Origin of the sequence: Massilia sp. DD77 (assembly GCF_036961685.1) — a bacterium.
GTDB lineage: Bacteria > Pseudomonadota > Gammaproteobacteria > Burkholderiales > Burkholderiaceae_D > Telluria.
The window spans coordinates 1-25,142 of record NZ_JBAMDH010000055.1; the positions used below are offsets into that span (position 1 = coordinate 1).

The window sequence follows — 25,142 nt, forward strand, 5'->3', positions numbered from 1 at the left end:
CTCGCGGTTGCGCGCGGCCAGGTCCTCGCCCAGGCGCACCAGGGCGCCCTCGACGCTGCGCGCCGCCACCATGCCCTGCACCGTGGCCGGGTCGTAGAGCAGGGTGGAACGGTCCGGCGGCAGGGCCGCGCAGACCTCGGCCGCCAGCGCGAGCGCCAGGTCGAAGGCGCGCGCCAGGCCGGCGGCGCCGAACTGGCGGGTGTCGATGGCGCCGCTCAGGGGCTTGGCCTGCGCCGGCGGCAACCGCGCCAGCAGCTCGGCGCGCTCGGCTTCGGCCAGCGCCTGCCGGGTCTCGGCCTCGGCCAGGCGCGCCCGGGCGTCCAGAACATCCCCCTGGCCGAAAGCAGCCGCGCTCAGGATCGAACAGAAAATGACAAAAAGAAAACGCCTTTTATTATTTTGACTACGCTGTTTCATTCCTGTTCTCTCCTGTTGTCGAAAAACTTATTAACAGCGCATTAGGACGGTAGAAAGTTGTAACAAATTGTCAGGAATATTAGGAGAAGTTTCTGTGCGATTGATTGAAAGGCCGCAAGCTCCCTAGAATTGTCCGATTGTTCTCGAACAATCAAGGGCTTGCGGCCCGGGCATATGCAGATTGCGTCAAAGCACGCGGCGCACGGCTCGACGTTGGCGAATTAGAAATGCGATAGAATTGACGAGTTAACAAAGTGGTTCTATGAGTATTATTGATCTGTCATTTGCCAGCCTCGAGATCGGCTTCGCCGTTTCGCTGATAAGTTCGCTGCTGCTCGTCTTCACGACGCGCTGGCATGGACGCTTTTCGCTCGACGCCACGCACGGCGTGCAGAAATTCCACATCACCCCGACCCCGCGCATCGGCGGCGCCGCGATCATGACCGGCTTGTGGCTCGCCTTCTGGGCCTTGCCGCAACCGCAGCAGGAATTGCTGCTCCCGGTACTGATGGCGGCCCTCCCGGCCTTCGTGTTCGGCCTGGCGGAAGACCTGACCCGCAACGTGTCGGTGCGCGCGCGTCTGCTGGCGACCATGGCCAGCGGCGCCGTCTGCTGGGGCCTGACCGACATCAGCCTGCAGGCCAGCGGCCTGGCGCCGCTCGACGCGCTGCTGGCCTGGCTGCCGTTCTCGGTGGCCTTCACCGCCTTCGCGGTGGGCGGGGTGGCCAACGCAGTCAACATTATCGATGGTTTCAACGGCCTGGCCAGCGGCACCGTCCTGATCGGCATGGGCGCACTGGGCCTGATCGCGCTCGGCGCCGGCGACGTGCACCTGGCCCAGCTGTGCTTCCTGGTCTGCGCCGTGACGGCCGGCTTCTTCCTCGTGAATTTCCCGTTCGGCAAACTGTTCCTCGGCGACGGCGGCGCCTACCTGCTCGGTTTCCTGCTGGCCTGGATGTCCGTGATGCTGGTCCAGCGCAACCCTTCGGTGTCGTCCTGGGCCGCGCTGCTGGCCTGCGCCTATCCCGTGTTCGAAACCCTGTTCACGATCGTGCGCCGCCTGTGGTGCCGGCGCCACCCGGGCCATCCGGACAGCTGGCACCTGCACAGCCTGATCAAGACCACGATTACCGCGCACTACCTGCGCCGCCTGCCGGCGCCGCTGCGCAATGCCTGCGTGTCGCCGTTTTCCTGGGGCGTGGCCCTGGTGCCGGCGCTGCTGGCCGTGCGCTTTGCCGACTCGCCGGAGATCCTGATGCAGGGCGCGGCGGCCAGCTTCGCCCTCTACCTGGCCGTGTACGGACTGGTGGCCTCGGCCTGGCGCGCGCGCCGCCGCCAGATCCAGCGCGTGCGCACCCAGCCGGTCCCGGCAGGCAAGGGCGTCAAGCCGGCCAAGGGCCTGCCGGACATCGCCCTCGAACAGCCGGCCACTTCCTTCGTCCGCCGCAGCCTGTAGGCGGCCGGTCCTCTCCTTCCTTTTCACCCGGCCGCCTGGCGGCCAGTCCTGTCCATTACACAGCAGGCTAGTGCATTTCCCGGCGCGCACGGTGGGCATTCTGTCATCGACACGCCATTGTTGCGCGCCGCCAGAGGAATGAGGATCGCGAATAAGCGGGACTTTCTCCGCCTGTTTCGAATATGGACGTACGGCAATACCACCGATAATCTGTTTCGCGCGGGGTAAAGGCGCGGCGAACTCAGGAGTGGTTGGATGGCGGAAGACAGCGACGCGGAACGGACGGAAGAGGCCTCACCCAGAAGGCTAGAGAAAGCGCGCGAAGACGGCGACGTTCCCCGATCGCGTGAAATCGCCACGTTTACCGTCCTGATGACCGCCGGCGCCACCCTGTGGATGTTCGGCGGCTCGCTGGTGGGCCGCCTCGGCGCCACCCTGCATTCCGGCCTCTCGCTCGACCGTGAGCAGATCTACAACCCGGACATCCTGCTCGAGCGCATCTTCGACGACGTGCTGAACGTGATGCTGGCCTGCCTGCCGATCGCCGGCGCCATCATGCTGGTGGCGCTGCTGTCGCCCCTACTGATCGGCGGCTGGCTGTTCTCGTCCAAGGCATTCATGCCCAATTTCATGAAGCTGAACCCGATCAAGGGCATCGGCAACATGTTCTCGACCAATTCCCTGATCGAATTGCTAAAGGCGATCGCCAAGACCGTGCTGGTCGGCGCGGTCGCCTGGGTCGTCATCATGGGCCAGAAGGAAGCGATGCTGGGCCTGGCGGTCGAGCCGCTGAACGCCGGCAGCGCCCATGCCGGCGAGATGATCGCCAAGTCCTTCCTGTTCATCGTCGGCGCCCTGGGCGTGGTGGCCCTGATCGACGGCCCCTACCAGCTTTGGCACTACAACAACAAGATGAAGATGACGCGCCAGGAAATGATCCAGGAGCACAAGGAATCGGACGGCAATCCCCAGATTAAGGGCAAGATTCGCCAGATGCAGCGCGAGATGGCGCGCGGCCGCATGATGCAGAATGTGCCTACTGCTGACGTGATCGTCACCAACCCGACCCACTACGCGGTGGCGCTGAAGTACGCCGACGGCCAGAAAGGCGCGCCGCGCGTGGTCGCCAAGGGTGTGGACGAGGTCGCCGCCAAGATCCGCGAGCTGGGCGCCGAGCACAAGATCGCGATGCTGGAAGCCCCGGCCCTGGCCCGTGCGCTGTACAAGCACACCGACATCGACGAGGAAATCCCGGAAAAGCTGTACTCGGCCGTGGCCGAAGTGCTGGCCTATGTCTACCAGCTGCGCGCCTTCAAGAAGGGTGACGGGGCTTACCCGGACCGCCCGAGCAAGCTGGCGGTGCCGCCGGAGATGGACCCGCACGATCCCGCTTTCCAGCAGCCTGGCCGCCGCGCCGCGCGCCCCGATTCGAATGATGGAGTGATGCAATGAACAGCATGAAATTGCCCGCCTGGATGAGCGGCCTCGGCGCGCGGGGCGGCAACGCACTGGCCGCGCCTTTCCTGATCATTCTGCTGCTGGCAATGATGATCCTGCCGCTGCCGGCCTTCGTCCTGGACGTGTTTTTCACGTTTAACATCGCCCTGTCGGTGATCGTGCTGCTGACCGCGCTCTACACGGTCAAGCCGCTCGACTTCATCGCCTTCCCGGCGATCCTGCTGGTGACGACCATGCTGCGTCTGGCGCTCAATGTCGCTTCTACCCGTATTGTGCTGACCGAAGGCCATACCGGCGGTGCGGCCGCGGGCAAGGTGATCGAGGCCTTCGGCCACTTCCTGATTGGCGGCAATTACACGGTCGGTATCGTCGTGTTCGTCATTCTGACCATCATTAACTTCTCGGTCGTGACCAAGGGTGCGGGCCGTATCGCCGAAGTGGGCGCGCGCTTTGCCCTGGACGCGATGCCGGGCAAGCAGATGGCGATCGACGCCGACCTGAACGCCGGCCTGATCGGTGAAGCCGAGGCGCGCCAGCGCCGTGCGGAAGTGGGCCAGGAAGCCGAATTCTACGGCGCCATGGACGGTGCCTCGAAGTACGTGAAAGGCGACGCCGTCGCCGGCATCATGATTACCCTGATCAACGTGATCGGCGGCCTGATCGTCGGTGTGGTGCAGCACGACATGGCGGTCGGCGACGCCGCCACCACCTACACCCTGCTGGCGATCGGTGACGGCCTGGTGGCCCAGCTGCCCTCGCTGATCATCTCGATCGCGGCCGGTATGGTGGTGTCGCGTGTGGCGACCGACCAGGACATCAGCTCGCAGCTGACCGGCCAGTTGCTGTCCCGCCCGGAAACCCTGTACATCACCGGCGGCATCATTTTCGGCCTGGGCCTGATCCCGGGCATGCCTACCCTGGTCTTCCTGCTGCTGGGCGGCGCCCTGCTGGCCGGCGGCTACATGCTGTCGAAACGCGCCAGGGAAAAGCCGGTCCAGGAAGCGGCCGCCGCGGCGGCCGACCAGGCCGCGGCGGCCACCCAGGCGCCGGCCGAGAACGAGGAAGCGACCTGGCAGGACGTGATGCCGGTCGACACCCTGGGCCTGGAAGTCGGCTACCGCCTGATTCCGCTGGTCGACAAGACCCAGGGCGGCGAGCTGCTCAAGCGCATCAAGGGCATCCGCAAGAAGTTCGCCCAGGAAGTCGGCTTCCTGGCGCCGCCGGTGCACATCCGCGACAACCTCGAACTCAAGCCTTCCGCCTACCGCATCACGCTCAAGGGCGTCGAAGTGGGCGCCGGCGAAGCGATGAACGGCCAGTTCCTGGCGATCAACCCCGGCATGGCCAGCGGCACCCTGCCGGGCCTGGTCACTACCGATCCGGCCTTCGGCCTGCCGGCGATCTGGATCGACGCCGCCCTGCGCGACGAAGCCCAGAGCATGGGCTATACCGTGGTCGATGCCGGCACCGTGGTGGCGACCCACCTGAACCACCTGATCACGACCCACGCCTCGGAACTGCTGGGCCGCATGGAAGTGCAGGCGCTGCTCGACCACCTGGGCAAGGACACCCCGAAGCTCGTCGAGGAGCTGGTGCCAAAGATGGTGCCGCTGTCGACCCTCCAGAAGGTGCTGCAGAGCCTGCTGGTGGAAGGCGTGCACATCCGCGACATGCGCACCATCATCGAGGCCCTGTCCGAATATGCGAGCCAGACCCAGGATCCGGGCGAGTTGACGGCGATGGTGCGGGTGGCGCTGGGCCGCGCGATCGTGCAGCAGCTGTTCCCGGGTACCAACGAGCTGTCGGTGATGACCCTGGACAACCGCCTCGAGCGCCTGCTGATGGGCGCCATGAGCGCGGGCGGGGACGGCACCGGCATCGAGCCGGGCCTGGCCGACACCATCGCCCAGCAGGCGGCGAATGCCGCCCAGCAGCAGGAACAGATGGGCCTGACCCCGGTCCTGCTGGTGCCGGCGCCGCTGCGCGTGCTGCTGTCGCGCTTCCTGCGCCGCGCCGTGCCGCAGCTGAAGGTGCTGTCGCATGCGGAGATCCCGGAAACCAAGACCATCCGGGTGACCAGCCTGGTCGGCGCGCAGATGTAAGGGCTCAGGCGGCGCGGCCACGAGGCCGCGTCACCGGAAGCGACAAGGCGCGCACCGGACACCAGTCCCGTGCGCGCCTTGCTGTTTCAGCGTTGTAAAGTCAGCTGGGTTCGCGCAGCCACCAGTTCTGGAACCAGATCGAGAACTGCAGGAACAGGCCGGTAAGGAAGAGGAAGTCCGCCACGGCGCCGGCGCGCAGCAGGGCGCCGCCGAGGCCAGCGGCCAGGAAGAGGGTGCGCAGCAGGGGGATGCTGTTGTCGACGGCGGCGCAGCAATGGTCGATGAACGCGACAACATCAGGCGCCCGCGATTGACGCTTCGGTATCCGTGATTTCATCGGCTGCCCTTTCCATGACTGCGACCTTGTGCGCTACGTCTTCAGTATGCACCGGATTTCCTGCTCTTACAATTGCAACAAGAGGTTTGTCCCTGAATTGTGTAAGCGGCCATGTTTGCGGCCGAGAAACCGGCGTGCGGCGTAGCCGCCGAAGATCCGGAGGGCCGAATTGGCCCGGTTTCCCCATCTTGTTCCCGCGATCGTTTCCTGACGGCATCGACAATAATGCTTGCTATGGAAGGGCCATTGCGCCCACGGCGAGTCAGACATTGAAGTGCGGAGAATAAGATGAAAGTGAAGAAATTTACGGCGGCGACTTCCCGGGATGCCCTGCGCAAGGTGCGCGAGGCCCTCGGTCCTGACGCCGTCATCCTCTCCAACCGCCCGGTCGACGGCGTGGTCGAAATCCTGGCGCTCGACAACGACGACGTGGCCTCGCTGGCCTCGCCTTCGCTCGATTCGGAAATGGCCCAGCCGGCGCCGCACTTCCAGCACTTCGCCGATCCGGAACCGCTGGCCCAGGCCGCCCCGGCCTATGCGCCCGCCTTCGCGCCGCGCCGCATGGAAGAGCCGGCCCCGGTGTTCGCCGCGCGCCGCATGGAACAGGCGGCCCCGGCCTTCGCACCGGCCCGCATGGAAGAAGCCGCTTCCGAATTCGCCCAGTCCGCCCCCACCTACGCCAACCGCCGCGCCCCGGCCCCGGAGCCGGCCTTCGACATGGCCGCGATGACGTCGATGATGAGCGCCGCCATCGCCCAGGCCAAGGAATCGGCCGCCGCCGAGATGAGCGGCATGATGAACGAGATCCGCGCCATGCGCGGCCTGATGGAAACCCAGCTGGCCGAATTGTCGTGGAACGCCACCGCCCAGCGCGAGCCGCAGAAGGCCGCCGTGCTGCGCGAGATGCTGGCCGCCGGTTTCTCGGCCACCCTGGCGCGCTACCTAATCGAGAAGATGCCGGCCACCAAGGACGCGGCCGAGGCGCTGCGCTGGATCAAGACCGTGCTGGCGCGTAACCTGACCACCATCGCCAACGAAGACGACCTGCTGTCGCGTGGCGGCGTGTTCGCCCTGGTCGGCCCGACCGGCGTCGGCAAGACCACCACCACCGCCAAGCTGGCCGCGCGCTGCGTGATGCGCCACGGCCCGGACAAGCTGGCCCTGATCACCACCGACGCCTACCGTATCGGCGGCCACGAGCAGCTGCGCATCTACGGCAAGATCCTGGGCGTGATGGTGCACTCGGTGAAGGACGAGGCCGACCTGCGCATCGCACTCAAGGAACTCAAGAACAAGCACACCGTCCTGATCGACACCATCGGCATGTCGCAGCGCGACCAGATGGTGACCGAGCAGGTGGCCATGCTGAGCGAATCGGGCGCCGACGTGAAGCGCCTGCTGTGCCTGAATTCCACCTCGACCAACGAGACCCTGAACGAAGTCGTGCGCGCCTACCAGGGCAGCGGCCTGGCCGGCTGCATCATGACCAAGCTCGACGAAGCCGCTTCGATCGGCAACGTGCTCGACGTCGTCATCCGCCAGAAGCTCAACCTGCACTACATCTCGAACGGCCAGCGCGTGCCGGAAGACCTGCACCTGGCCGACCGCGCCATGCTGATCGACCGCGCTTTCCGCAACAACCGCGCGGCCGCCTCGCAATTCGGCGACGCCGACCTGCCGATGATGATGTCCGGCGCTGGTTCCCTGAACGACCGCAGCCTGCGCGAGGTGTCCCTTGGCTAGTTTCGACTTCGACCAGGCCGAAGGCCTGCGCCGCATGCTGCAGGGCCCGCGCCCGCGCATCGTGACCTTCCTTTCCGCCACGCCTGAAGACGACAAGGGCGCCATGCTGGTCAACCTGGGCGCCTCGCTGGCCCAGACCGGCAACGAAGTCCTGATCGTCGACGCCTGCGAAGTCGATTACGGCGTCGCCCGCCGCCTGGGCCTGAACCGCAAGGCCTCGCTGCTGCAGGTGGCGCGCCAGGAATGCGCGCTCAACCAGGTGATCCATCCGGCGCCCCAGGGTTTCTCGGTGGTGCCGATGGGCGCGCCGCAAGGCGGCGACGACACCCGCCGCCTGGCCAAGACCTTCGACGTGCTGGCCAAGCAGGCCGGCATCGTGATGGTCGACGGCGAACTAGGTCCGGACGGCAGCTTCCCGGTGCCGCTGATGGCCAGTTCCGAGATCGTGGTCCAGGTCTCGACCAGCGCCACCTCGATCACCAATGCGTACGCGCTGATCAAGCGCCTGTCGCAGCAGCTGGGCCGCCGCCCCTTCGGCATTCTGGTCACGGGCGCGACCGAGGCGGAAGCCAAGGTGGTATACGATAATATGTCAGCAGCGGCAACGCGCTACCTGGCCGTCAAGCTCAGTTCCATGGGTTCGGTGCCGGCCGACGAGTACCTGCACCGGGCCGCGCGCCTGGGCCGGGCCGTGGTCGACGCCTTCCCGCTCGCGGGCGCCTCGGTCGCCTTCCGCCAGCTGGCCGGCAAGTTCGCGCTGCACGCGATGCCGGGCTTCGGCAGGCAGGGGGGCGGCGCACACCTCGGCAACTAAGAGCAACGCAGAAGCGGCACCCGACAACAGAATAAGAGAACGACGCATCAAGCATGTACACGGTCAAAGGGAAAGCGGACAAGAACCATTTGCTGACGGAGCACATGCCGTTGGTGAAGCGTCTTGCCCACCACATGAAGGCCAAGCTGCCGCCTTCGGTGGAAGTGGATGACCTGGTACAAGCGGGCATGATGGGCCTGCTCGACGCCATCAACCGCTACGAGGACAACCACGGCGCCCAGTTCGAGACCTATGCGGTGCTGCGCATCCGCGGCGCCATGCTGGACGAGCTGCGCAGCAACGACTGGATGCCGCGCAGCACGCGCCAGAACATGCGCAAGGTCGAGACGGCGATGAACGAGCTGCAGCAGCGCCTGGGCCGTCCGCCGAGCGAATCCGAAGTGGCGAAATCGCTCAAGATGTCACTGGCCGACTACCAGGACCTGCTGTCCGACGGCGGCGGCCACCAGCTGGTCTATTACGAGGACTTCCGCGGCGACGACGACGACGGCAGCTTCCTCGACCGCTATGCGGTGGACGACGAGGATCCGCTGCGCAGCCTGCTCGACACCGACTTCCGCCAGGCCGTGATCGACGCCATCGACAACTTGCCGCCGCGCGAGAAGATGTTGATGGGCCTGTACTACGAAGAAGAACTCAACCTCAAGGAAATCGGCGCCGTCATGGGCGTGAGCGAATCACGGGTGTCGCAGCTGCACACCCAGGCAGTGGCGCGCTTGCGCGCGGCGCTGCGGGAGCAATTGTGGACTGGTCCAGCGTAATCGGCTTACTCCTGGCGCTGGCCGGCGTCTTCGTCGGGCATACGCTCGACGGCGGACGCTTCGCGTCGCTGTTCCAGCCGGCCGCCTTCGCCATCGTGGTGGTGGGTACCGCCGGCGCCGTGCTGCTGCAGAGCGAGCGCAGGACGTTCTTGCGCGGCATGCGCATGCTGCGCTGGGTGTTCTTCCCGCCACGCGGCGAGCGCGACAAGCTGTCGCGCGAGATCGCGCTGTGGAGCCTGTCCGCACGGCGCGACGGCCTGCTCTCGCTGGAGCAGTACATGGGCACGAAGGACCTCTACATCCAGAAGGGCCTGCGCCTGGTGGTCGACGGCATCCAGCCCGACAAGCTGCGCAGCCTGCTCGAGCACGAGATCAACGGCTACGAATTCACCCAGCGCCAGGCGGCCCGCATCTGGGAAGCGGCGGCCGGCTATGCGCCCACCATCGGCATCCTGGGCGCGGTCCTGGGCCTGATCCACGTGATGGAGAACCTGTCCGACCCTGCGCGCCTGGGCTCGGGCATCGCCGTCGCTTTCGTGTCCACCGTCTACGGGGTAGGGCTGGCCAACCTGTTCTTCCACCCGGTCGGCAACAAGCTCAAGGCCATCGTGGCGGACAAGGTGGCGCAGTACGAGATCCTGCTCGAAGTCTTCCACGACATCGCCACCGGCGACCACACGCGCGTGATCGACGAGCGCGTGGCCAGCCTGCTGGTGCGCCACTAGAGGCACCGCCATGGCGCGCAAACGCTACGATGACGGTGAGCCTCAGGAGCACCACGAACGCTGGCTGATCTCCTACGCCGATTTCATCACCCTGCTGTTCGCCTTCTTCGTCGTGATGTATGCGATCTCGATCGTCAACGAGGGCAAGTACCGGGTGCTGTCGGATGCGCTGGGCGACGCCTTCGGCGGACGCGGCGCCGCCACCACCGTCAACACCCAGGTCGAGCCGGTGCTGCCGCTGTCGCACATCATCAACCGCAAGCGCAACGAGATGGCGCGCCGCGAGCGCGAGAAGATGGGCGAGCTGGCGCGCGACCTGTCGGCAACCCTGCTGCCGCTGGTGAAGTCGGGCCAGGTGCGGGTGACCCAGAACGCGCGCGGCGTCAGCGTCGAGATCAACGCGAGCGTGCTGTTCGGCCAGGGGGAGGCGGTGCTGCAGGCGGAAGCCGAGGAAGTCCTGCGCTCGGTCGGCGGCCTGCTGCGGAACGATACCCACCGCATCGAGGTCGAAGGACATACGGACAACGTGCCGATCGCCAGCACCGTCTATCCATCCAACTGGGAGCTGTCGGCCGCACGCGCCAGCAGCGTGGTGCGCCTGTTCATCGGCAGCGGAGTGGGCGAGGCGCGGCTGTCGGCAATCGGCTATGCCGCGACCCGGCCGGTGGCCCTGAATACGGACGCCGCCGGCCAGGCGCGCAACCGCCGGGTGGCGGTCATGATCCTGGCGGCGCTGCCGGAAACCGGCGGCGAACTCGCCCCCTGATCGTCGCGCTTTTCATCATCGTTTAAGAATTGCACGAATATTTCGTGGTAGCCTGCTTGCTGAAATATTATTTCACACGGCCATGGGAGCACGAATGCATGTCAAACGGAGTATGCCGGCACTACTGCTGGCGCTGGCGGGACTGGTCGGTGCAAGCGGCGCCGTGGAGGCGGATGTGACCGTGCGCCATCGCCTGGACGTGGAAACCACCGGCGGCAAGGTGCTGGTCCGCGTCACGATCGAAAACCATGGCGAGCAGACCATCTGGGTCCCGCGCGAAGTGGCGGCCGACGACGAGCTGATGGGCAAGCGCTTCGAGCTGCGCGAAGTGAAGGGCGGCAAGGAGGTGGAGTACGCCGGCCCGATGGTCAAGCGCGCCGCCTACACCGCGGCCGACTACCTGGCCGTGAAGCCGCACACCATGCACCTGAACACGATCGACATCACCCGCGCCTATGCCTTCCGCAAGGGCACGCACGCCTACGACATCACCTATCCCGGCCCCTGGCTCCCAGACGTGAACAAGCTGGATGAAGTCAGCACGAGTCCGTCGGAGCCGGTGCGTTTCACCTATACCGTCAGGTAGGGTCGGCGGCGTAGCCGCCCACCCTACGTCAGCTGGCGCCAGCGATTAGTTCAGCGCCGGCGTATTCTCACCGAAGTATTCATGGTTGTCGGCATTGTCGACAGCCTTGTTCGGATCGGTCAGCGCCAGGTTGGCGGCGCCCGACTGGCCATAGATGTGGTCGTCCGTGCCGGCGACGGCGTTGAAGTGGCTCATTTCGTGCACCAGGGTGCCGCCCTTCGAGTCCGTACCGGTCATCGGCGCCGACCAGAAGGCCTTGCAGACATAGATCTTGTACGGCTGGGTCGGGTACACATAGGCGTAGTAGCTCTGCTTGCACTTGCAGTCCACGGTCACCGGCTTGTTGTCGAAGGCATCCTTGATCGCCGCGAAGTGGGACTTCACGGTCGCCTGGCGGGTGCTGTTCACGGCGCCGAACCACTTGGTGTAGCGCGGACCCATGGACGACTGGTTCATGTAGGTATTGCTGCTGTTCGCCATCGCCGAGCCGGCGGCCATGGCCTGTTGAATGGTCGACTGCTGGCTGGCGGTGCAGTTGGTGTAGGCCAGGCTGGCCGGCTGCACGCCGGCGTCGCGCTTCATGGCTTCCAGGTCCAGGATGGCCTGCGGGGTGGCGCCGCGCGGCAGGCGGGCGTCGATCCACATGGTGGCGGCGTTGGATTCCATTTCACGGTCGGCCTTGGCGGAGGCGTTCATGAACAGCGCCGGCGAAGCCACCTTGTAGCTGATCTTGTAGTCGCCGGTCACGCTCATGTCGTACAGGGCCGACAGCTCCACCTTGACGGTGTGCGAGGCGCCGGGCTTGATCACGAAGTAATCCGACTTCTTCGGCACGCCGCGCTTGATGACCGGGCCCAGGTAAGGGACCGGCTCGCCGTCGCGGGTCACGTCGAACAGCGGCGTATCCAGGCCCTGGAATGGGGTCAGCCATTTCAGCACGTACTGCGGGGTGTCCGAGGTGTTGGTCATCGTCACCTTGACCACGACGTCGTCGTTTTGGGTCAGTGCGTGCTTTTCCGACTCAACTGCGATCGAGATGCCCTTTGGTGCAGCGCTTGCGCCGCAGGCCATCGCGAGTGCTGCCATACCCACTGCCGACTTCCAGAATCCGTTCAAGCTCATGTCTGTTCTCCGTATGTGAAAGTTATGCGGCGTGCTGCTGCCATCGTTATCGGATCCGCACCGGACAAGTTGTCTGTACAGGAGGCGGCCCATTGACGATCTTTACGGATTCAAGTTCCCATGTAAAGTTGATTCATGTCAGTTGTGACATTTTTTGCGAAATGTCAACGGAATCAGACAGTCAATCGGAACACGCTTGCATTTCAAAACCCGCAATGCTAGCGCGTCGCCTGGACCGGCGTGTTTTCCCCAAAATACTCATGTGAATCAGCATTGTTGACCGCCCGCGCAGGGCCGTCCGGGCCAGCTCGGCCGCGCCGGCCTGGCCGTAGACATGGTCGTCCGTGCCCGCCACGGCGTCGAAATGGCTCATCTCGTGCACCAGGGTGCCGCCGCGCGAATCGGTGCCGGTAATGGCGGCGCTCCAGAAGGCTTCGCAGACGTAGATCTTGTAGGGCTGGACCGGGTACACGTAGGCGAAATAGGGCTCGTTGCAGCCGCAGTCGATCGCCAGCGGCCGGGTCTCGAAAGCATCCTTGATCGCCGCGAAGTTCGCGCCCACCTTCTGGCCGCGCTGCGGCTCGGGGGCGCCGAACCAGGTGGCGTAGCGTGGACCGTAGGGCTCCTTGGCCGCCAGGTAGGCATGGGCGTCGAGCGTCATCGCGCGGCCGGCGTCCACGGCCTGGACCGGTTGCTGCGGCTGGGCCGATGAATAGGCCGATCACTGGGCCGATGACTGGGCCGATGACTGGGCCGATGAGCAGGCGAGGACAAGGGGCAGAGCAGGGCGCTGCGATTGCTGGACATGATGCCTCCTGGTGCTTGTGCTCCGCCTACTGTCCCGCCGCTATGCACCCAAGATATTGCGTCAGTTCAAAACCGCATCGCCAGTCGCAGCTTGCCGAGGAATAACCCTGCTGCCACCAAGGCAAATAAACAACAGTGCCGCGGTATTTACTCGATCTGGGCGTGAATGGTTTGCTATGATGCAATGGAGATAGCCATTTAGCCAACCATCCGTTCCGCCGACCCCGGCCGCAGGCGCTTTTTCCCATGACATCCCAGACCAGACACGCAACGATGCACAATCAAGTGCGGCATGCCCGCGCGCGGAGGCAGGCATGAGGGAGGGGATGGACATGCTCGAGGCGATTGCCCGCGAGATCGGCCTCGACGGCGACGAGGTTGCGGCGCGCAAGGCCTTCCTGGAGTTCCGCGAGGCCGACGTCGCCGCCCTGCGCGACGTGCACGCCATGCTGGAGCAGGAGCGCGAGCGCTTCTCGGGCGAGTTCTACGACCACCTGCTGCGCCATGCCCACACCCGCGGCATGCTCGGGGACGACAGTGCGGTGCAGGCGCTGCGCCATACGCAGTCCGACTATTTCAGCAGCCTGACCGCCGGCGAGTACGGCGAGCCGTATATCCGCGAGCGCCTGCGGGTCGGCGTGGCGCACCAGCGCATCGGACTCGAACCCAAGTGGTACATCGGCGCCTACCGCAAATACCTGTCCGAGATCGTCGACATGCTGTGGTCGCGGCTGCAGCACGAGCCGCAGCGCTGCACTGCGGCGATCGACGCCGTGCTCAAGGTCGTGTACTTCGACATGGGCCTGGCGCTGGATACCTACGCGCATGCGGCCCAGCGCAGCATGCTGCAGAACCAGAATTACCTGGAGCAGGTCATCGACGGCATGCCGGCCGGGCTGCTGGTGGTCGATGCCGACCGCCGGGTGCGCTCGATGAACCGCATGATGGCCGACCTGCTGGACGCGCCGGAAGACGCGGCCGCGGCCGGCTACCCGCTCGAACAGCTGATTCCCGGCGACGAGCTGGGCGAGCGCCTGGGCGAGGCGCTGCGTTCAGGCTCGCCCCAGGACAACGTGCTGGTGACGCTTGACGGACGCGCCGACGGCCTGCGCTACGTCGAATTCAATATCCGCCGAACCCAGCAGGCAGGCGGCCAGCTGCTGCTCCTGATCGGCCAGGACGTCACCTTCCGCCGCAAGGCGCGCCTGCGCCTGCAGGAGAGCGAGGAATTCTTCCGCCTGACCTTCAACCAGGCCGCGGTCGGCATCGTCCTGCTCTCGAGCGACGGCCGCCTGCTGCGGGTGAACCGCAAGATGTCGCAGATCCTCGGCTACACCGAAGTCGAACTGCTGCAGCGATTCTTCCAGCAGCTCACCTGCGAGGAAGACCTGCCCGACGAGCTGGCCCTGATCCGGCGCCTCAAGACGGGCGAGATCAACGACTACCAGCGCGAGAAACGCCTGATGCGGCGCGACGGCACCACGGTCTGGGTCAACGTCAGCGTCTCGGTGATGCGTGACCCGCACGGCGACCAGCGCTTCATTTCGGTGGTGAAGGACATCTCGCGCCGCAAGCAGGCCGAGGAAGCGCTGCTGCGCATGGCCAACCACGACGCGCTCACCGGATTGCCAAACCGCGCGCTGCTGCAGGACCGGCTTGCGCAGGCGATCGCGCACGCGCACCGCAACGGCAGCCAGGTGGCGGTGATGTTCATCGACCTGGACCGCTTCAAGCATGTCAACGACAGCCTCGGGCACGACGCCGGCGACCGCATGATCGTCGAGATCGCGCGCCGCCTGTCCTCGACCCTGCGCGACAGCGACACCGTGGCGCGCCAGGGTGGCGACGAATTCGTGGTGGTGCTGCCCGACCTGGCCGGCGAGGAAGATGCCGCCACCGTGGCCGAGAAGCTGCTGGAAAACCTGTTCCAGCCCCTGGTCCTGTGCGGCCAGGAAGTGTTCCCGACCGGTTCGATCGGCATCGCCATGTATCCGCGCGACGGCCAGGACAGCGCCACCCTGCTCAAGAACGCCGACACCGCCATGTACCGTTCCAAGGGGCAGGGCGGCCACCACTACAGCTTCTACATGGCCGACATGGGCGCCCAGGCCTTCGAGCACCTGCGCATGGAGGGCGCCCTGCAGCGCGCCTTGCAGCGCCAGGAGTTCCTGCTGCACTACCAGCCGGTGGTGGACATCGGCAGCGGCGCCGTCAGCGGCGTCGAGGCGCTGCTGCGCTGGCAGCCGCAGGGCCAGCCCATGGTGTCGCCGGCCGATTTCATTCCGCTGGCCGAGGAGACCGGCCTGATCGTGCCGATCGGCGAATGGGTGCTGGCCACCGCCATGGAGCAGCAGGTGGCCTGGCGCCGCCAGGGCCTGCCGCCCGTGCGCATCAGCGTCAACCTGTCGGCGCGCCAGTTCCTGGGCCAGGACGTGGCCCACCAGGTGGGCATGCTGATGGCGCGCACCGGCTGCGACCCGCGCTACCTGACGCTCGAGATCACCGAGAGCGTGCTGATGGAAAACCCGGCCGCCGCCACCGAGACCATGGCGCGCCTGGCCGAGATGGGCGTGCAGCTGGCGATCGACGACTTCGGCACCGGCTATTCCAGCCTGGCGAGCCTGAAGCGCTTCCCCATCCACAGCCTCAAGATCGACCGCTCCTTCGTGATGGACCTGACCCAGGACGCCGACGACGCGGCCATCGTCAACGCCGTGATCGCGCTGGCGCACTCGATGAAGCTGAACGTGATCGCGGAAGGCGTGGAGACCGCCGAACAGCTGGCGATCCTGTCGGCGCGCGGCTGCGACCAGATGCAGGGCTACTGTTTCTCGCGGCCGGTGGCGCCGCAGGGGATCGAGGCCTTGCTCAGGGCTGCGAAGGCGGCATAAGACCGGCTGGCATACTGCCGTAAGCCGCACAACCGTCGTCCCGGCGAAGGCCGGGACCCAAGTTCGTGGCGCAGCGATAACGCATGCAAACTTAGGCCCCGGCCTGCGCCGGGGCGACGGTCATCAGGCCCCGGATGAGGATTGCACTACCTAAGCCCGCCCCACCGCCAATATCTGCTTCAGCTTCTCCGGATCCATCGGCTTCACGAAATGATGATGGAAGCCCACCGAGCGTGACAGGATGCGATCGTGCGCCTGGCCGTAGCCGGTGAGGGCGATGAACAGCGCCCCGGCGGTGGCCGGATCGGCGCGCAGGCGGCGCGCCAGCTCGTAGCCGTCCATGTCCGGCAAGCCGATGTCGAGGATGAACACTTGGGGTGGCCTACTTTGCGCGGCCTCGATCGCGTCGCGCGGGTGGGATTGCACCGACACCGCGTGGCCCTGGGCCTCGAGCAGGATCGCCAGCGACTCGGCGGCATCCACGTTGTCGTCCACGATCATGACCCGCATCGCCGGCGCCGCGGCCGCAGCGGCGTCCTGGCCGGCATGCGGCGTCCGTGCGCGCGCCGCGCCGGCGTCGATCGCCGGCAGCGCGATGGTGAAGGTACTGCCCGCGCCCGGCCCCGCGCTCTCGACCGTGACCGTGCCGCCGTGCAGGGTGACGATGGTCCTGACCAGGGCCAGGCCGATGCCGAGGCCGCCCTGGGCGCGGTCGGGCGTGCGCTCGGCCTGGGTGAACAGCTCGAATACGTGCGGCAGCAGGCCGGCATCGATGCCGATGCCGTTGTCGCTCACGCTGATGGCGACCATCCCGCCGCGCGCACGGACCTCGAGGCCGATGGCGCCGCCCTGGGGCGTGTACTTGGCCGCGTTGTTCAGCAGGTTGGCGACCACCTGGACCAGGCGGGTGCGGTCGCCGTGGACCAGGGCCGCACCCGGCTCCGCGCGGACCGTCAGCGCGTGGCGGCGCGCCTCGATCAGCGGGCGCGATTGCTCGACGGCGCTGGCCACCACGGCGCCGACGTCGACGTCGTCCTTTTCCAGCTCCACCAGGCCGCGCGTGACGCGCGAGACGTCGAGCAGGTCGTCGACCAGCGACACCATGTGCTTCACCTGGCGGCTGATGACTTCACTGGCCTTGCGCGCCCGCGCCGGATCGTCGGCGCTCAAGCGCAGCATCTCGGCCGCAGTGCTGATCGGCGCCAGCGGGTTGCGCAGCTCGTGCGCCAGCATGGCCAGGAATTCGTCCTTCTTGCGGTTGGCTTCGCGCAGCTCGAGTTCGGCCTGATAGCGCTCCGTCACGTCCACCGTGACCCCGCGCATGCGCGCCGGGCGCCCCTCGGCGTCGAACTGCACCTTGCCGCGGCTGTCGAGCCAGATCTGGCGCCCGTTGTCGGCGCGGACGAAGCGCACCACCTCCTGGTAGCTGCCGGCGCCTTCCAGCGCCCGGCGGTGCGAGGCGGCGATCTTGTCGCGGTCTTCCGGGTGGATGTACTCGCGGATCGCGTCCATGGTCGCCGGCTGGAAGCCCAGCACCAGCAGGGTGTTGTCGGAGTAGGCCAGTTCGCCGCTGGCGAAGTCCCAGTCCCAGACCACCATCTTGGCCGCGTGCATGCCGTCGCGCAGCCGTTCCTCGCTCTCGCGCTGGGCCGCCTGGGCCTCGACCGCGTCGGTCACGTCGTAGCCCTGGGCGAAGATGCCGATGGTCGTGCCGTACTGGTCCTTGTAGGGCTCATAGACCAGGTCGACGTAGCGCTGGGCGATCGGGCCGCCCGGTTCGCGCTGCACCGCGATCGGCATCGCGCGCGTGGCCCAGGACTGGCCGGTGGTGTAGACCCGGTCCAGGAATTCCTCGTAGCCCTGGCCGGCGACTTCCGGCAGCGCTTCCCACACCGCCTTGCCGAGCAGTTCGCGGTGGCCCACCAGCTGGTAATAGGCTTCGTTCACCATCTCGAACACGTGCTTGGGCCCCATCAGCACGGCCACGAAACCGGGCGCCTGGTTGAACAGGCTGCGCAGGTGCTCGCGTTCATTGTTGAGGATGCGCGACAAGGCCTCGTGCATCTGCGCCCGGTTGAAGTTCCCGGCGTTGCTCTCGCTGGGCGGCGTGAGCTGGAGCGTGGCGACCTGGGCGTCGGCGTCGAAGCGGTACAGTTCGGTGACGTCCACCGGGTTCTGGATCACGAGCAGGGGCTTGCCGTCGTCGTCCAGTACCGGCGTATGCACCGTGCTCCAGTAGCGCTCCTCGAAGCGGGGACCGTTCGGCGTCGGCACCTCGACCGCATAGCGCACGAAGGCGGTGGTGTCCGGCTCGCCCTTGGCCAGGGCGCGCAGCATCGAGGCCTTGACCTCGGCGATATCGGTGGCGTCCGGATTGGCGGGATCTTCGGGAAAAGCATCGAACACGTAGCGGCCGACGATGTCTTCCTCGGTGCGCTGGACCGAGCGCAGGTAGGCCCCGCTGGCGCCGACGATCGTCAGATCGGGGGCCATCACCAGGTAGGGGTAGGGGGTAGCGCGAAACAGGGCTCGGTAGTCGTTCAGGTTCATGCGCCGGATTGTCGCATGGATAGCCCCATTTTCCGCTGACGCTTGCCCCCCACCCGCTCCCGGTTTTACAGCGCCGGGCTGACGTTCATGCGCTGGGTATGGGTCCAGCGGTGGTCGGAGGCCGACACCGCCGAGCTGTAGGTGCGCCAGGTCTGGCCCTCGCCCGGCCACGGATCCATGATGTAGACGTAGTTCACGCCGTTATAGGTCTCGTAGCCGCGCCCGGCCATGATGTGTCCGCCGCCATTGGTCCAGCCGTAGCGGATCACGAACGGGCGGTTGGCATTGATGTCGGCGACCACGCTGTTCCACGACGAGGCCACGTTGTAGGCGGTGTTCGGCACCCCCCAGGCGGCCAGGATGTTCTGCACGCTGCCGCCCGTGCCGTACATCGAATTCGGCTGGTTGGCGTAGCTGTTCCAGTTGAAGGTGGAATTGCCGCAGGCGTAGTTGATGCCGAAGGCCCAGTTCACGATCTGGCACTGGCTCGGGGTCTTCTTGTACAGATTCAGGATGGCCTTGCTGCTGGCCGACCAGCACCATTGGCTGTGCTCCTGGGTGGTCAGGGGCACGTTGAGGGTCCGCCATTGGGCGAAGGCGCTCGGGGCGGCCAGGGTCAGCGCGGCGGCGGCCAGCAGGCCGCTCAGTGTCTTGTGTTTCTTGTTCATGGCTTGTCTCCGTATGCTTGATTGTCGTTGGCGCCGTCTTAGCGGTGCTCGTCCAGGTTGCGCTTGACCGCGGCGCGCAGCGCCGGCAGCAGCTCGGCTTCATCGGCCAGGACCGCGGTGGGGCGGCCGAAAGCGTCTGCGCGCTGCAGCGGCAGCGAAGCGCGGGCGGAAAACAAGGGAGCGAAGCGCGTGCCGCCGGCGGTCTCGACTTCGAGCAGGTCGGAACGGGCCTGGTAGATGCGCAGCAGGCGCAGGTTGGAGCGGTCGGCGTTCCCGTGCACGCCGGCCAGGGCGTCGAGGTCCTTCGACAGGACCGCGCCGCCATAGGCGACGGTCTCGAAGCGGCCCTGATGCCGTTCCACCGTCGCCAGTCCGATCGGACGGTCGCCCAGCAGCACCACGAAGCGCCACTGGTTGGCGTGGCGCGCCATGTTCTTCATCTTGCCGCGGCCGTTCAGCAGCTGGTCCGGATCGATGGTGTAGACCGGGAAACCGTCGCCGATGCGCGCATCCTTCAGCGAACGCAGGTCCTGCACGTCGAAGGGGAAGCCTTCCGGCGCCGATCCGCGCTGCAGCTGGTGGTTGATGAACCGGCTGAGATCGCGCTGGGCGGCGGCGAGGGCGCCTGAATGCTGGGTGGCGGCGAGGCGCGCCGCGCCCGGATCGCCCGCCTGCGCCAGTGCCTGCGGAGCGGCCAGGCCGAGTCCGAGGCCGAGCGCCCAGGCCGCGAGCAGTGCGCGCGGCTTGCCGTGTTGCCGTTGTTGAGCTTGCATTAGTACTCTCCATGAAAAATGAAAAAGCGACTCCCCGCCAGTCCGAGCGGGCGTCGGTTGCTGCTGCAAAGGACACGCCACAGGCGTGCCGGACAAAGGTGTGGATGCGGCCTCGCGGCCGCGGCCGGCAAGATGACGGACTAGGACGGACTAGGACGGACCAGGACGGCGCGGCGCGCCGCGGCGAGGCGGCCGTGGGAAGGGGCCAGGTAGGCAAGGGCGCGTTGCGCGGGCGCGCAAGGGCCCGGGGCGCCGCGCGCGGCACCAGGCAGGAATTCGGTCGACATACAATCCAGACACAGAAAGCGTCACAAGGGAAGACCGCGCGCCATCGGCGCGTCGGCACCCCCTCTGTGCTGGACCTGAGAGATTCACAGCCGCCATTGCGGCTGTTTGCTCCTTCGGTGTGCCGCGACGACGAACTCACGGCAACTCTTCAGAGTGTACTTCGCGGGATCGGTCCTTTTGCCTGAGAGATTCCGGGGTGGTTGCTCCTTCGGCGCCGTCGGGGATAGGACAGTCTCTCCCGATACCGCGGTTGGCTGTGTGCCAACTGTCTAGACAGGATAGCCCAGCTATTTCAATAAACTCAACGGTTTTGTGCGGCGTGTTGTTTCCGCACCCGCGTGCGCCGGGATCAGCGCGCCCCGTCGCCGGACGTACCGGACGATTCCGCGCCGCGGCCCGGGCGCTCGCCCAGCTTGTCCGAATCGTCGTCGGTGCCGGCGCGGTTCGCCATGCCGCCGTCGGCGGCGGCCGCGTCGCTGGGATTGCCGCCGCCGGACATGGCGACCTCGTCTTGCTGGCGGTTCTGCTGGCCCTGGCTGCCCTCGGCCTTGTCCACCGTGCTGCCCGGCACGCGTCCGCCGGCATTGCCGTGGCTCGACTGGGCTGCGCCCGCAGGGCCGACGTTGCTCTCCGGCGAGGCATGGTTGAAGTTGGTGTAGCGTCCCGAGCTGGCTTCGGTGCCGCGCTGCTCGCTCTGGCCGACGCTGGAGTAGCCGGCGCTGTCATCGGCGACGAAGCCGGAGGCGGAATCGGCGCTCTGGCGCAGGCCCTGCGGCGGCGCACGGTCACCCGAGGCGCGTGGTTTTCGATCGCTCATCATGGTCTCCTTGGCGTAAATGATGGACAGCTTCGATCTTAGCCATTCTTGCCGGATGCCCAATAGGAGCACGGTCCAGGGCCGCGTAGGAAGAGTCGGACGTGACGGTCCGTGACTTTTCCAGGCGAGGAAAATGTTATGCTGGTCTGCCAAGCGCAGGCGATGAATTTACTATTAAGAAAATGCTGAAAACCGCTGTCGTGAACGTCCTGAAGCGCAGCTGGATGCTACTCGTCTGCATTGCCGCAATCACCGTGAGCATGCAAACCTTGCGCGATACGCACGTCTCTTTCATCGCACTTGTCCTGATTTTGCTGGCGGCACTGCTGGCTGTCGGCCTTGTTGCACTTCCGGTCGAGATGCATAAATTGCGCAACGGCCGTCACTAGGGCCTGGCTTTCAGTGTCGATGTCGATCCATGCATCGTGAGTTGCGACAAATAATCCGTATCAGAACTTTATTCACGACCGGCATGGCCGCAGGCGCCTTGACCTATCTTTCGCTCGCGGTTCCGGGGCGTGTCAGCGCGGTATGCGCCAACGTGGACATGCCCGTCCTTTGCCCGGTGCTGGCCTATGGTTTTCCGCTGCCGTTTCTCGCGGACAGCCAAGGGGTGTCGCCGGTAGGGTCGGTGGCGCGGGATCCCTTGTCCTTGCTGATCGGCCTGGATGACGTCCTGTGGCCGCGGCTGGGTTTGTCGATCGCGTTCTGGATGCTTGTCGTCGTGGGTGGCAGCTTCGCTTGGCGGCGCTGGAACCAAGCACACCATGGTGAGTGAGCCGATCGCGGAAACCTAAGTGGCGACACGGCGGCGGGAGCCGCACTACAGTCGAGTGGCGTTCCCGACGTGGGCGGCCCTGCACGCCGCGCGCCTCGGGTCACTTCCACTTGCACAGGAGTCCCTCACGATGAGTTTCCGCAACCTGCTTTCCTCCGCGCTGATCGGCGCCGTCGCCAGCGCGCGATCGATGACCCCCATGGCCACGCTTGCGGCGGCACGCCTGGCGCATCGCCGTACCCCCGGTGAACTCCTGCTCCTGGATCGTCCCCTGTTCAAATACGGCGCCCTGGCCATGGGGGCAGGGGAGCTGCTGGGCGACAAGATGAAATCCGCGCCCGACCGCACCGTTTTCCTGGGACTGCTGGCGCGCGTCATGAGCGCAGGGATCGCGGGCGCCGCGCTGGCCTCGCCCGGACGCGAAAAGGCCGGTGCGGCGCTCGCGGTCGCTACCGCCGTGCCGCTGGCCTACCTGACCCTGGCCGGCCGCAAGCGCGCCATGGCGCGCATCGGCCAGACCCGCAGTGGATTGATCGAGGATGCGCTGATCGTCGCCGCGGGCTCCGCGGTGGTGGCCATGTCGACACGGCCGCGGCTGGGGCAGGCGCAGTTCTAGCCGATCCGTTCGAGCTTCTCGGCCGCCGGCGCGGCTTGCGTTGCCGCCGCTTCGCGGCCGTCGCGCAGCCAGGCGAACAGCACCGCCATCATGAAGGGCCCCACGAACAGGCCGATCACGCCCATGGTCGAGACACCGCCCAGCAGGCCGAACAGCACCGCCAGGAAGGGCAGGTTGACGCGCTTGCCGATCAGCTTGGGACGAATGAACTTGTCCACCATGAACAGCTCCACCGCGCCCCAGCTGAACAGGCCGAGGGCTGCGCCCGCATGGCCCTGACCCAGCAGCAGGAGCGAGACCATGGTGAAGGACAGCGGCGCCCCGCCCGGAATCAGGGCCAGGTAGCCGGTGATCACGCCCAGCAATGCCGGCGCGGGCGCCCCGGCGATCGCGTAGGCGATGCCCAGCACCACGCCTTCCAGCACGGCGATCGAGCACAGGCCCAGCGCCGTGCCGCGCACCGACAGCGGCAGGATGGCGCGCAGCCGTGGGTAATGGGCCGGCAGCAGGCGCTCGCCGGCGCCGTCCACGTAGCGCACCACCGCCGGGCCGTGCAGGTAGAGCACGAACAGGGTCAGCAGGGTCAGGAACAGGTAGAGGGCATTGGCCAGGATGGTCGAGCCCCAGATGCGGGCCGCGCCGGTGAGCTGGGGCATGAAGTCGCCCAGTCCGCTCTGGATCAGGGTACGCAGGCCGCCCGGCACCGCCAGGTGCTCGTTCCACCACTTGACGGCGGGCTCGGCGATGAGTGGCAGGCGGTACAGCCAGGTGGGCGCCGCCACCCCGGTCAGGTTCAGGTTGGTGAGCAGGCGTTCGAGTCCGGCCAGCTCGTTGGTGAGGGCGTTGAACAGCAGGATCGAGGGGCCGACGAAGCTCACCAGCAGCGCCACCAGCAGGGTGGTGGCGCTCGCCAGCGGAGGCCAGCCGCGGCGCAGCAGCAGCTGGTGCAGCGGCCAGGTGATCACCGCCAGCAGTCCGGCCCAGGCGAGCGAGCCCAGGAAGTGCTGCAGGAGAAAGGCCAGTGCCGCGGCAAACAGTACTGGCAACAACAGTGGAGCGTACCGCATACCTGGTTCCTGGCCTCGTGAATGTGTCTTGCTTGTCTCTTATGCGCGTTGCAGGGCAGCGATACGGTCTTCGCACGACGGATGGCTGCTCAGCAGCGACATCATACCGCCTCCGGCGATGCCCGAGGCGGCCATGTTCTTCGGCAGGCCGCCTTGCGCAATGCCGCCGAGGCGGGCCAGCGCGTTGATCATCGGGCGCGGGGTGCCCAGGATGCGGGCGGCGCCGGCGTCGGCGCGGTATTCGCGCTGGCGCGAGAACCATGCCACGATGACGCTGGCCAGGATGCCGAACAGGATGTCGCACACGATCGCCGTAATGGTAAAGGCAATCCCCGGACCCGTGTTTTCCTCACCGTCCTTGCGCAAGGCCTGGTCGACGAACCAGGCGACCACGCGCGCCAGGAAAATCACGAAGGTATTGACCACGCCCTGGATCAGGGTGAGGGTGACCATGTCGCCGTTGGCGATGTGGGCCACTTCGTGGGCCAGTACGGCCTCGACCTCTTCCTGGGTCATCGATTCCAGCAGGCCGGTCGACACCGCGACCAGCGAGGAATTCCTGGTGGCGCCGGTGGCGAAGGCGTTCGGCTCGCCGTGGTAGACCGCGACTTCCGGCATGGCGATGCCGGCGCGCTGGGCCTGGGCTGCGACGGTGTTGACGAGCCATTGCTCGGTGGAATTGGACGGGTGCTCGATCACGCGCGCGCCGGTCGACCACTTGGCGATCGGCTTGGACATCCACAGCGAGATGAAGGCGCCGCCAAAGCCCATCAGGGCGGCGAAGGCGAGCAGCATGCCGAAATTCATGCCGTTCGCGGTGAGGTATTTGTTCACACCCAGCACGCTGGCCGTAATGCTCAGCACCAGCATGATGGCGAAGTTGGTGGCGATAAAGAGAAGTATGCGTTTCATGTTCGTATCCAGTCTTGTTTTCATGGCAAAGCGGTATTGCCGATATGAAAGGATAAGGTAAGGCGAACATCTGGAAAAGCGAAGTTTTATGAAGGATTTCTTCCTAAAAAAGGAAGTAAGCGAGAGGGGCGCCGTCTCCACACCACGCAGGGGGGATTCGCCGCCGGACGCGGTTTTCGGGCCGTGCGCGCTCCTATAATCGCGGCATACCAATCGCTACCGGGAATGACCATGAAAGCCAGCCGTATTGCCGCCTCCCTGCTCGTCGCGCTCTCCCTGTGCGCCGCGCCCGCCTTCGCCGCCGATCCAGGGGAACACTTCCTGCTGACCCCGGCGCTGCTGGCCAAGATCAAGGCCGCCGCGCCCGAGCTCAAGAAGCTGGAAAAGGACGAGGAGGAGAAAGACGACGGGAAAGACCAGCTGTCGGTCGATGATTACGTCAAAGCCATCAATGCCGAGCCGCGCGCCAGGGCGGTGCTGGCCAGGCATGGTCTCGGCGTGCGTGATTTTGCCCTGAGCACCTTCGCGCTGGTGCATGCCGGGATGTTCGTGGGCATGGAGCCGATGATGAACAAGAAGCAGGCCGCCGAGATGCTGGGCGGGTTCACCAAGGAGCAGAAGGCGAACATCGCGCTGCTGCGCAAGATGGGGCCGGAGGCGTATTCGC

23 protein-coding genes, 1 pseudogene and 1 riboswitch are annotated in these 25,142 nt (G+C 66.2%); of the genes and pseudogenes, 14 read left to right on the plus strand and 10 right to left on the minus strand.

Annotation, left to right across the window (positions count from 1 at the left end; genetic code table 11):
• Positions 1 to 417: pseudogene (locus V7778_RS23235) on the minus strand (hypothetical protein); the annotation flags it as partial.
• Between the two features lie 262 nt (positions 418 to 679).
• On the opposite strand from V7778_RS23235, the gene V7778_RS23240 reads away from it, so the two are divergent.
• The 3 genes from V7778_RS23240 (at position 680) to flhA (ending at position 5,433) form a co-directional block, all read left to right on the plus strand.
• Positions 680 to 1,873: an MraY family glycosyltransferase gene (locus tag V7778_RS23240; RefSeq protein WP_335559700.1), complete on the plus strand. Its 1,194-nt coding sequence runs from the start codon at positions 680 to 682 to the stop codon at positions 1,871 to 1,873.
• 255 nt (positions 1,874 to 2,128) lie between these two features.
• Entirely contained in the window at positions 2,129 to 3,325 is a 1,197-nt protein-coding gene (gene flhB, locus V7778_RS23245) for a flagellar biosynthesis protein FlhB (RefSeq protein ID WP_335559702.1), read from the plus strand.
• Entirely contained in the window at positions 3,322 to 5,433 is a 2,112-nt protein-coding gene (gene flhA, locus V7778_RS23250) for a flagellar biosynthesis protein FlhA (protein WP_335559704.1), read from the plus strand. Before flhB ends, flhA begins: the two co-directional genes overlap by 4 nt.
• Before the next feature lie 100 nt (positions 5,434 to 5,533).
• Here the strand turns inward: flhA and V7778_RS23255 are convergent, their stop codons facing one another.
• The gene (locus V7778_RS23255; RefSeq protein ID WP_335559707.1) at positions 5,534 to 5,770 is read right to left on the minus strand and encodes a hypothetical protein; all 237 of its coding nucleotides are present in this window, start codon (positions 5,768 to 5,770) and stop codon (positions 5,534 to 5,536) included.
• Positions 5,771 to 6,058: 288 nt separating this feature from the next.
• Between V7778_RS23255 and flhF the strand changes: the two genes are divergently transcribed.
• The 6 genes from flhF to V7778_RS23285 all read left to right on the plus strand — a co-directional run bounded on the left by flhF (position 6,059) and on the right by V7778_RS23285 (position 11,186).
• A complete protein-coding gene (flhF, locus tag V7778_RS23260; RefSeq protein ID WP_335559709.1) occupies positions 6,059 to 7,513 on the plus strand; it encodes a flagellar biosynthesis protein FlhF in 1,455 nt (484 codons plus the stop codon).
• Positions 7,506 to 8,327: a MinD/ParA family ATP-binding protein gene (locus tag V7778_RS23265; RefSeq protein WP_335559711.1), complete on the plus strand. Its 822-nt coding sequence runs from the start codon at positions 7,506 to 7,508 to the stop codon at positions 8,325 to 8,327. The genes flhF and V7778_RS23265 overlap by 8 nt, the downstream gene beginning before the upstream one ends.
• Before the next feature lie 53 nt (positions 8,328 to 8,380).
• The gene (locus tag V7778_RS23270) at positions 8,381 to 9,109 is read left to right on the plus strand and encodes an RNA polymerase sigma factor FliA (RefSeq protein ID WP_335559712.1); all 729 of its coding nucleotides are present in this window, start codon (positions 8,381 to 8,383) and stop codon (positions 9,107 to 9,109) included.
• Positions 9,091 to 9,834 (plus strand): flagellar motor protein, encoded by a 744-nt coding sequence (locus V7778_RS23275; protein ID WP_335559714.1) that lies wholly within the window; start codon positions 9,091 to 9,093, stop codon positions 9,832 to 9,834. The genes V7778_RS23270 and V7778_RS23275 overlap by 19 nt, the downstream gene beginning before the upstream one ends.
• A 10-nt stretch (positions 9,835 to 9,844) precedes the next feature.
• On the plus strand, positions 9,845 to 10,600 hold the full coding sequence (motD, locus tag V7778_RS23280; protein ID WP_335559716.1) for a flagellar motor protein MotD: 756 nt from the start codon (positions 9,845 to 9,847) through the stop codon (positions 10,598 to 10,600).
• A 112-nt stretch (positions 10,601 to 10,712) separates the two neighbouring features.
• Entirely contained in the window at positions 10,713 to 11,186 is a 474-nt protein-coding gene (locus V7778_RS23285) for a hypothetical protein (protein WP_335559718.1), read from the plus strand.
• A 45-nt stretch (positions 11,187 to 11,231) separates the two neighbouring features.
• Here V7778_RS23285 and V7778_RS23290 read toward each other — a convergent pair whose 3' ends face one another.
• Together V7778_RS23290 and V7778_RS23295 are read right to left on the minus strand one after the other, a co-directional pair.
• The gene (locus V7778_RS23290; protein WP_335559720.1) at positions 11,232 to 12,308 is read right to left on the minus strand and encodes a M35 family metallo-endopeptidase; all 1,077 of its coding nucleotides are present in this window, start codon (positions 12,306 to 12,308) and stop codon (positions 11,232 to 11,234) included.
• 181 nt (positions 12,309 to 12,489) lie between these two features.
• Complete coding sequence (locus tag V7778_RS23295; RefSeq protein ID WP_335559723.1) at positions 12,490 to 12,987, minus strand: M35 family metallo-endopeptidase; 498 nt, start codon at positions 12,985 to 12,987, stop codon at positions 12,490 to 12,492.
• A 442-nt stretch (positions 12,988 to 13,429) separates the two neighbouring features.
• On the opposite strand from V7778_RS23295, the gene V7778_RS23300 reads away from it, so the two are divergent.
• Positions 13,430 to 16,006 (plus strand): EAL domain-containing protein, encoded by a 2,577-nt coding sequence (locus V7778_RS23300; RefSeq protein ID WP_335559724.1) that lies wholly within the window; start codon positions 13,430 to 13,432, stop codon positions 16,004 to 16,006.
• A 150-nt stretch (positions 16,007 to 16,156) separates the two neighbouring features.
• Here V7778_RS23300 and V7778_RS23305 read toward each other — a convergent pair whose 3' ends face one another.
• From V7778_RS23305 to V7778_RS23320, 4 genes are all read right to left on the minus strand, one after another.
• On the minus strand, positions 16,157 to 18,556 hold the full coding sequence (locus V7778_RS23305) for a hybrid sensor histidine kinase/response regulator (protein WP_335559727.1): 2,400 nt from the start codon (positions 18,554 to 18,556) through the stop codon (positions 16,157 to 16,159).
• A gap of 65 nt (positions 18,557 to 18,621) precedes the next feature.
• Entirely contained in the window at positions 18,622 to 19,224 is a 603-nt protein-coding gene (locus V7778_RS23310; protein ID WP_335559728.1) for a C39 family peptidase, read from the minus strand.
• A 38-nt stretch (positions 19,225 to 19,262) separates the two neighbouring features.
• Positions 19,263 to 19,997, minus strand: a complete 735-nt coding sequence (locus V7778_RS23315) for a hypothetical protein (RefSeq protein WP_335559730.1) — start codon at positions 19,995 to 19,997, stop codon at positions 19,263 to 19,265.
• 447 nt (positions 19,998 to 20,444) lie between these two features.
• Positions 20,445 to 20,536: riboswitch (glycine riboswitch) on the minus strand.
• Positions 20,537 to 20,634: 98 nt separating this feature from the next.
• Entirely contained in the window at positions 20,635 to 21,102 is a 468-nt protein-coding gene (locus V7778_RS23320; protein ID WP_335559731.1) for a hypothetical protein, read from the minus strand.
• Between the two features lie 101 nt (positions 21,103 to 21,203).
• Here V7778_RS23320 and V7778_RS23325 point away from each other — a divergent pair, with 101 nt between their 5' ends.
• The 3 genes from V7778_RS23325 (at position 21,204) to V7778_RS23335 (ending at position 22,496) form a co-directional block, all read left to right on the plus strand.
• Positions 21,204 to 21,491 carry a hypothetical protein gene (locus V7778_RS23325; protein WP_335559733.1) on the plus strand — a complete coding sequence of 96 codons (288 nt, stop codon included), beginning with the start codon at positions 21,204 to 21,206 and terminating at the stop codon, positions 21,489 to 21,491.
• An 83-nt stretch (positions 21,492 to 21,574) separates the two neighbouring features.
• Entirely contained in the window at positions 21,575 to 21,880 is a 306-nt protein-coding gene (locus V7778_RS23330; protein WP_335559735.1) for a hypothetical protein, read from the plus strand.
• Positions 21,881 to 22,010: 130 nt separating this feature from the next.
• Positions 22,011 to 22,496 carry a hypothetical protein gene (locus V7778_RS23335; protein ID WP_335559736.1) on the plus strand — a complete coding sequence of 162 codons (486 nt, stop codon included), beginning with the start codon at positions 22,011 to 22,013 and terminating at the stop codon, positions 22,494 to 22,496.
• Here V7778_RS23335 and V7778_RS23340 read toward each other — a convergent pair.
• Together V7778_RS23340 and htpX are read right to left on the minus strand one after the other, a co-directional pair.
• Complete coding sequence (locus V7778_RS23340; protein ID WP_335559738.1) at positions 22,493 to 23,563, minus strand: AI-2E family transporter; 1,071 nt, start codon at positions 23,561 to 23,563, stop codon at positions 22,493 to 22,495. The two genes, V7778_RS23335 and V7778_RS23340, sit on opposite strands and share 4 nt — an antisense overlap.
• Positions 23,564 to 23,602: 39 nt before the next feature.
• Entirely contained in the window at positions 23,603 to 24,475 is an 873-nt protein-coding gene (htpX, locus tag V7778_RS23345) for a protease HtpX (protein ID WP_335559740.1), read from the minus strand.
• Positions 24,476 to 24,706: 231 nt separating this feature from the next.
• Between htpX and V7778_RS23350 the strand changes: the two genes are divergently transcribed.
• The coding region (locus V7778_RS23350; protein ID WP_335559742.1) for a hypothetical protein at positions 24,707 to 25,142 on the plus strand (436 nt) is incomplete at its 3' end.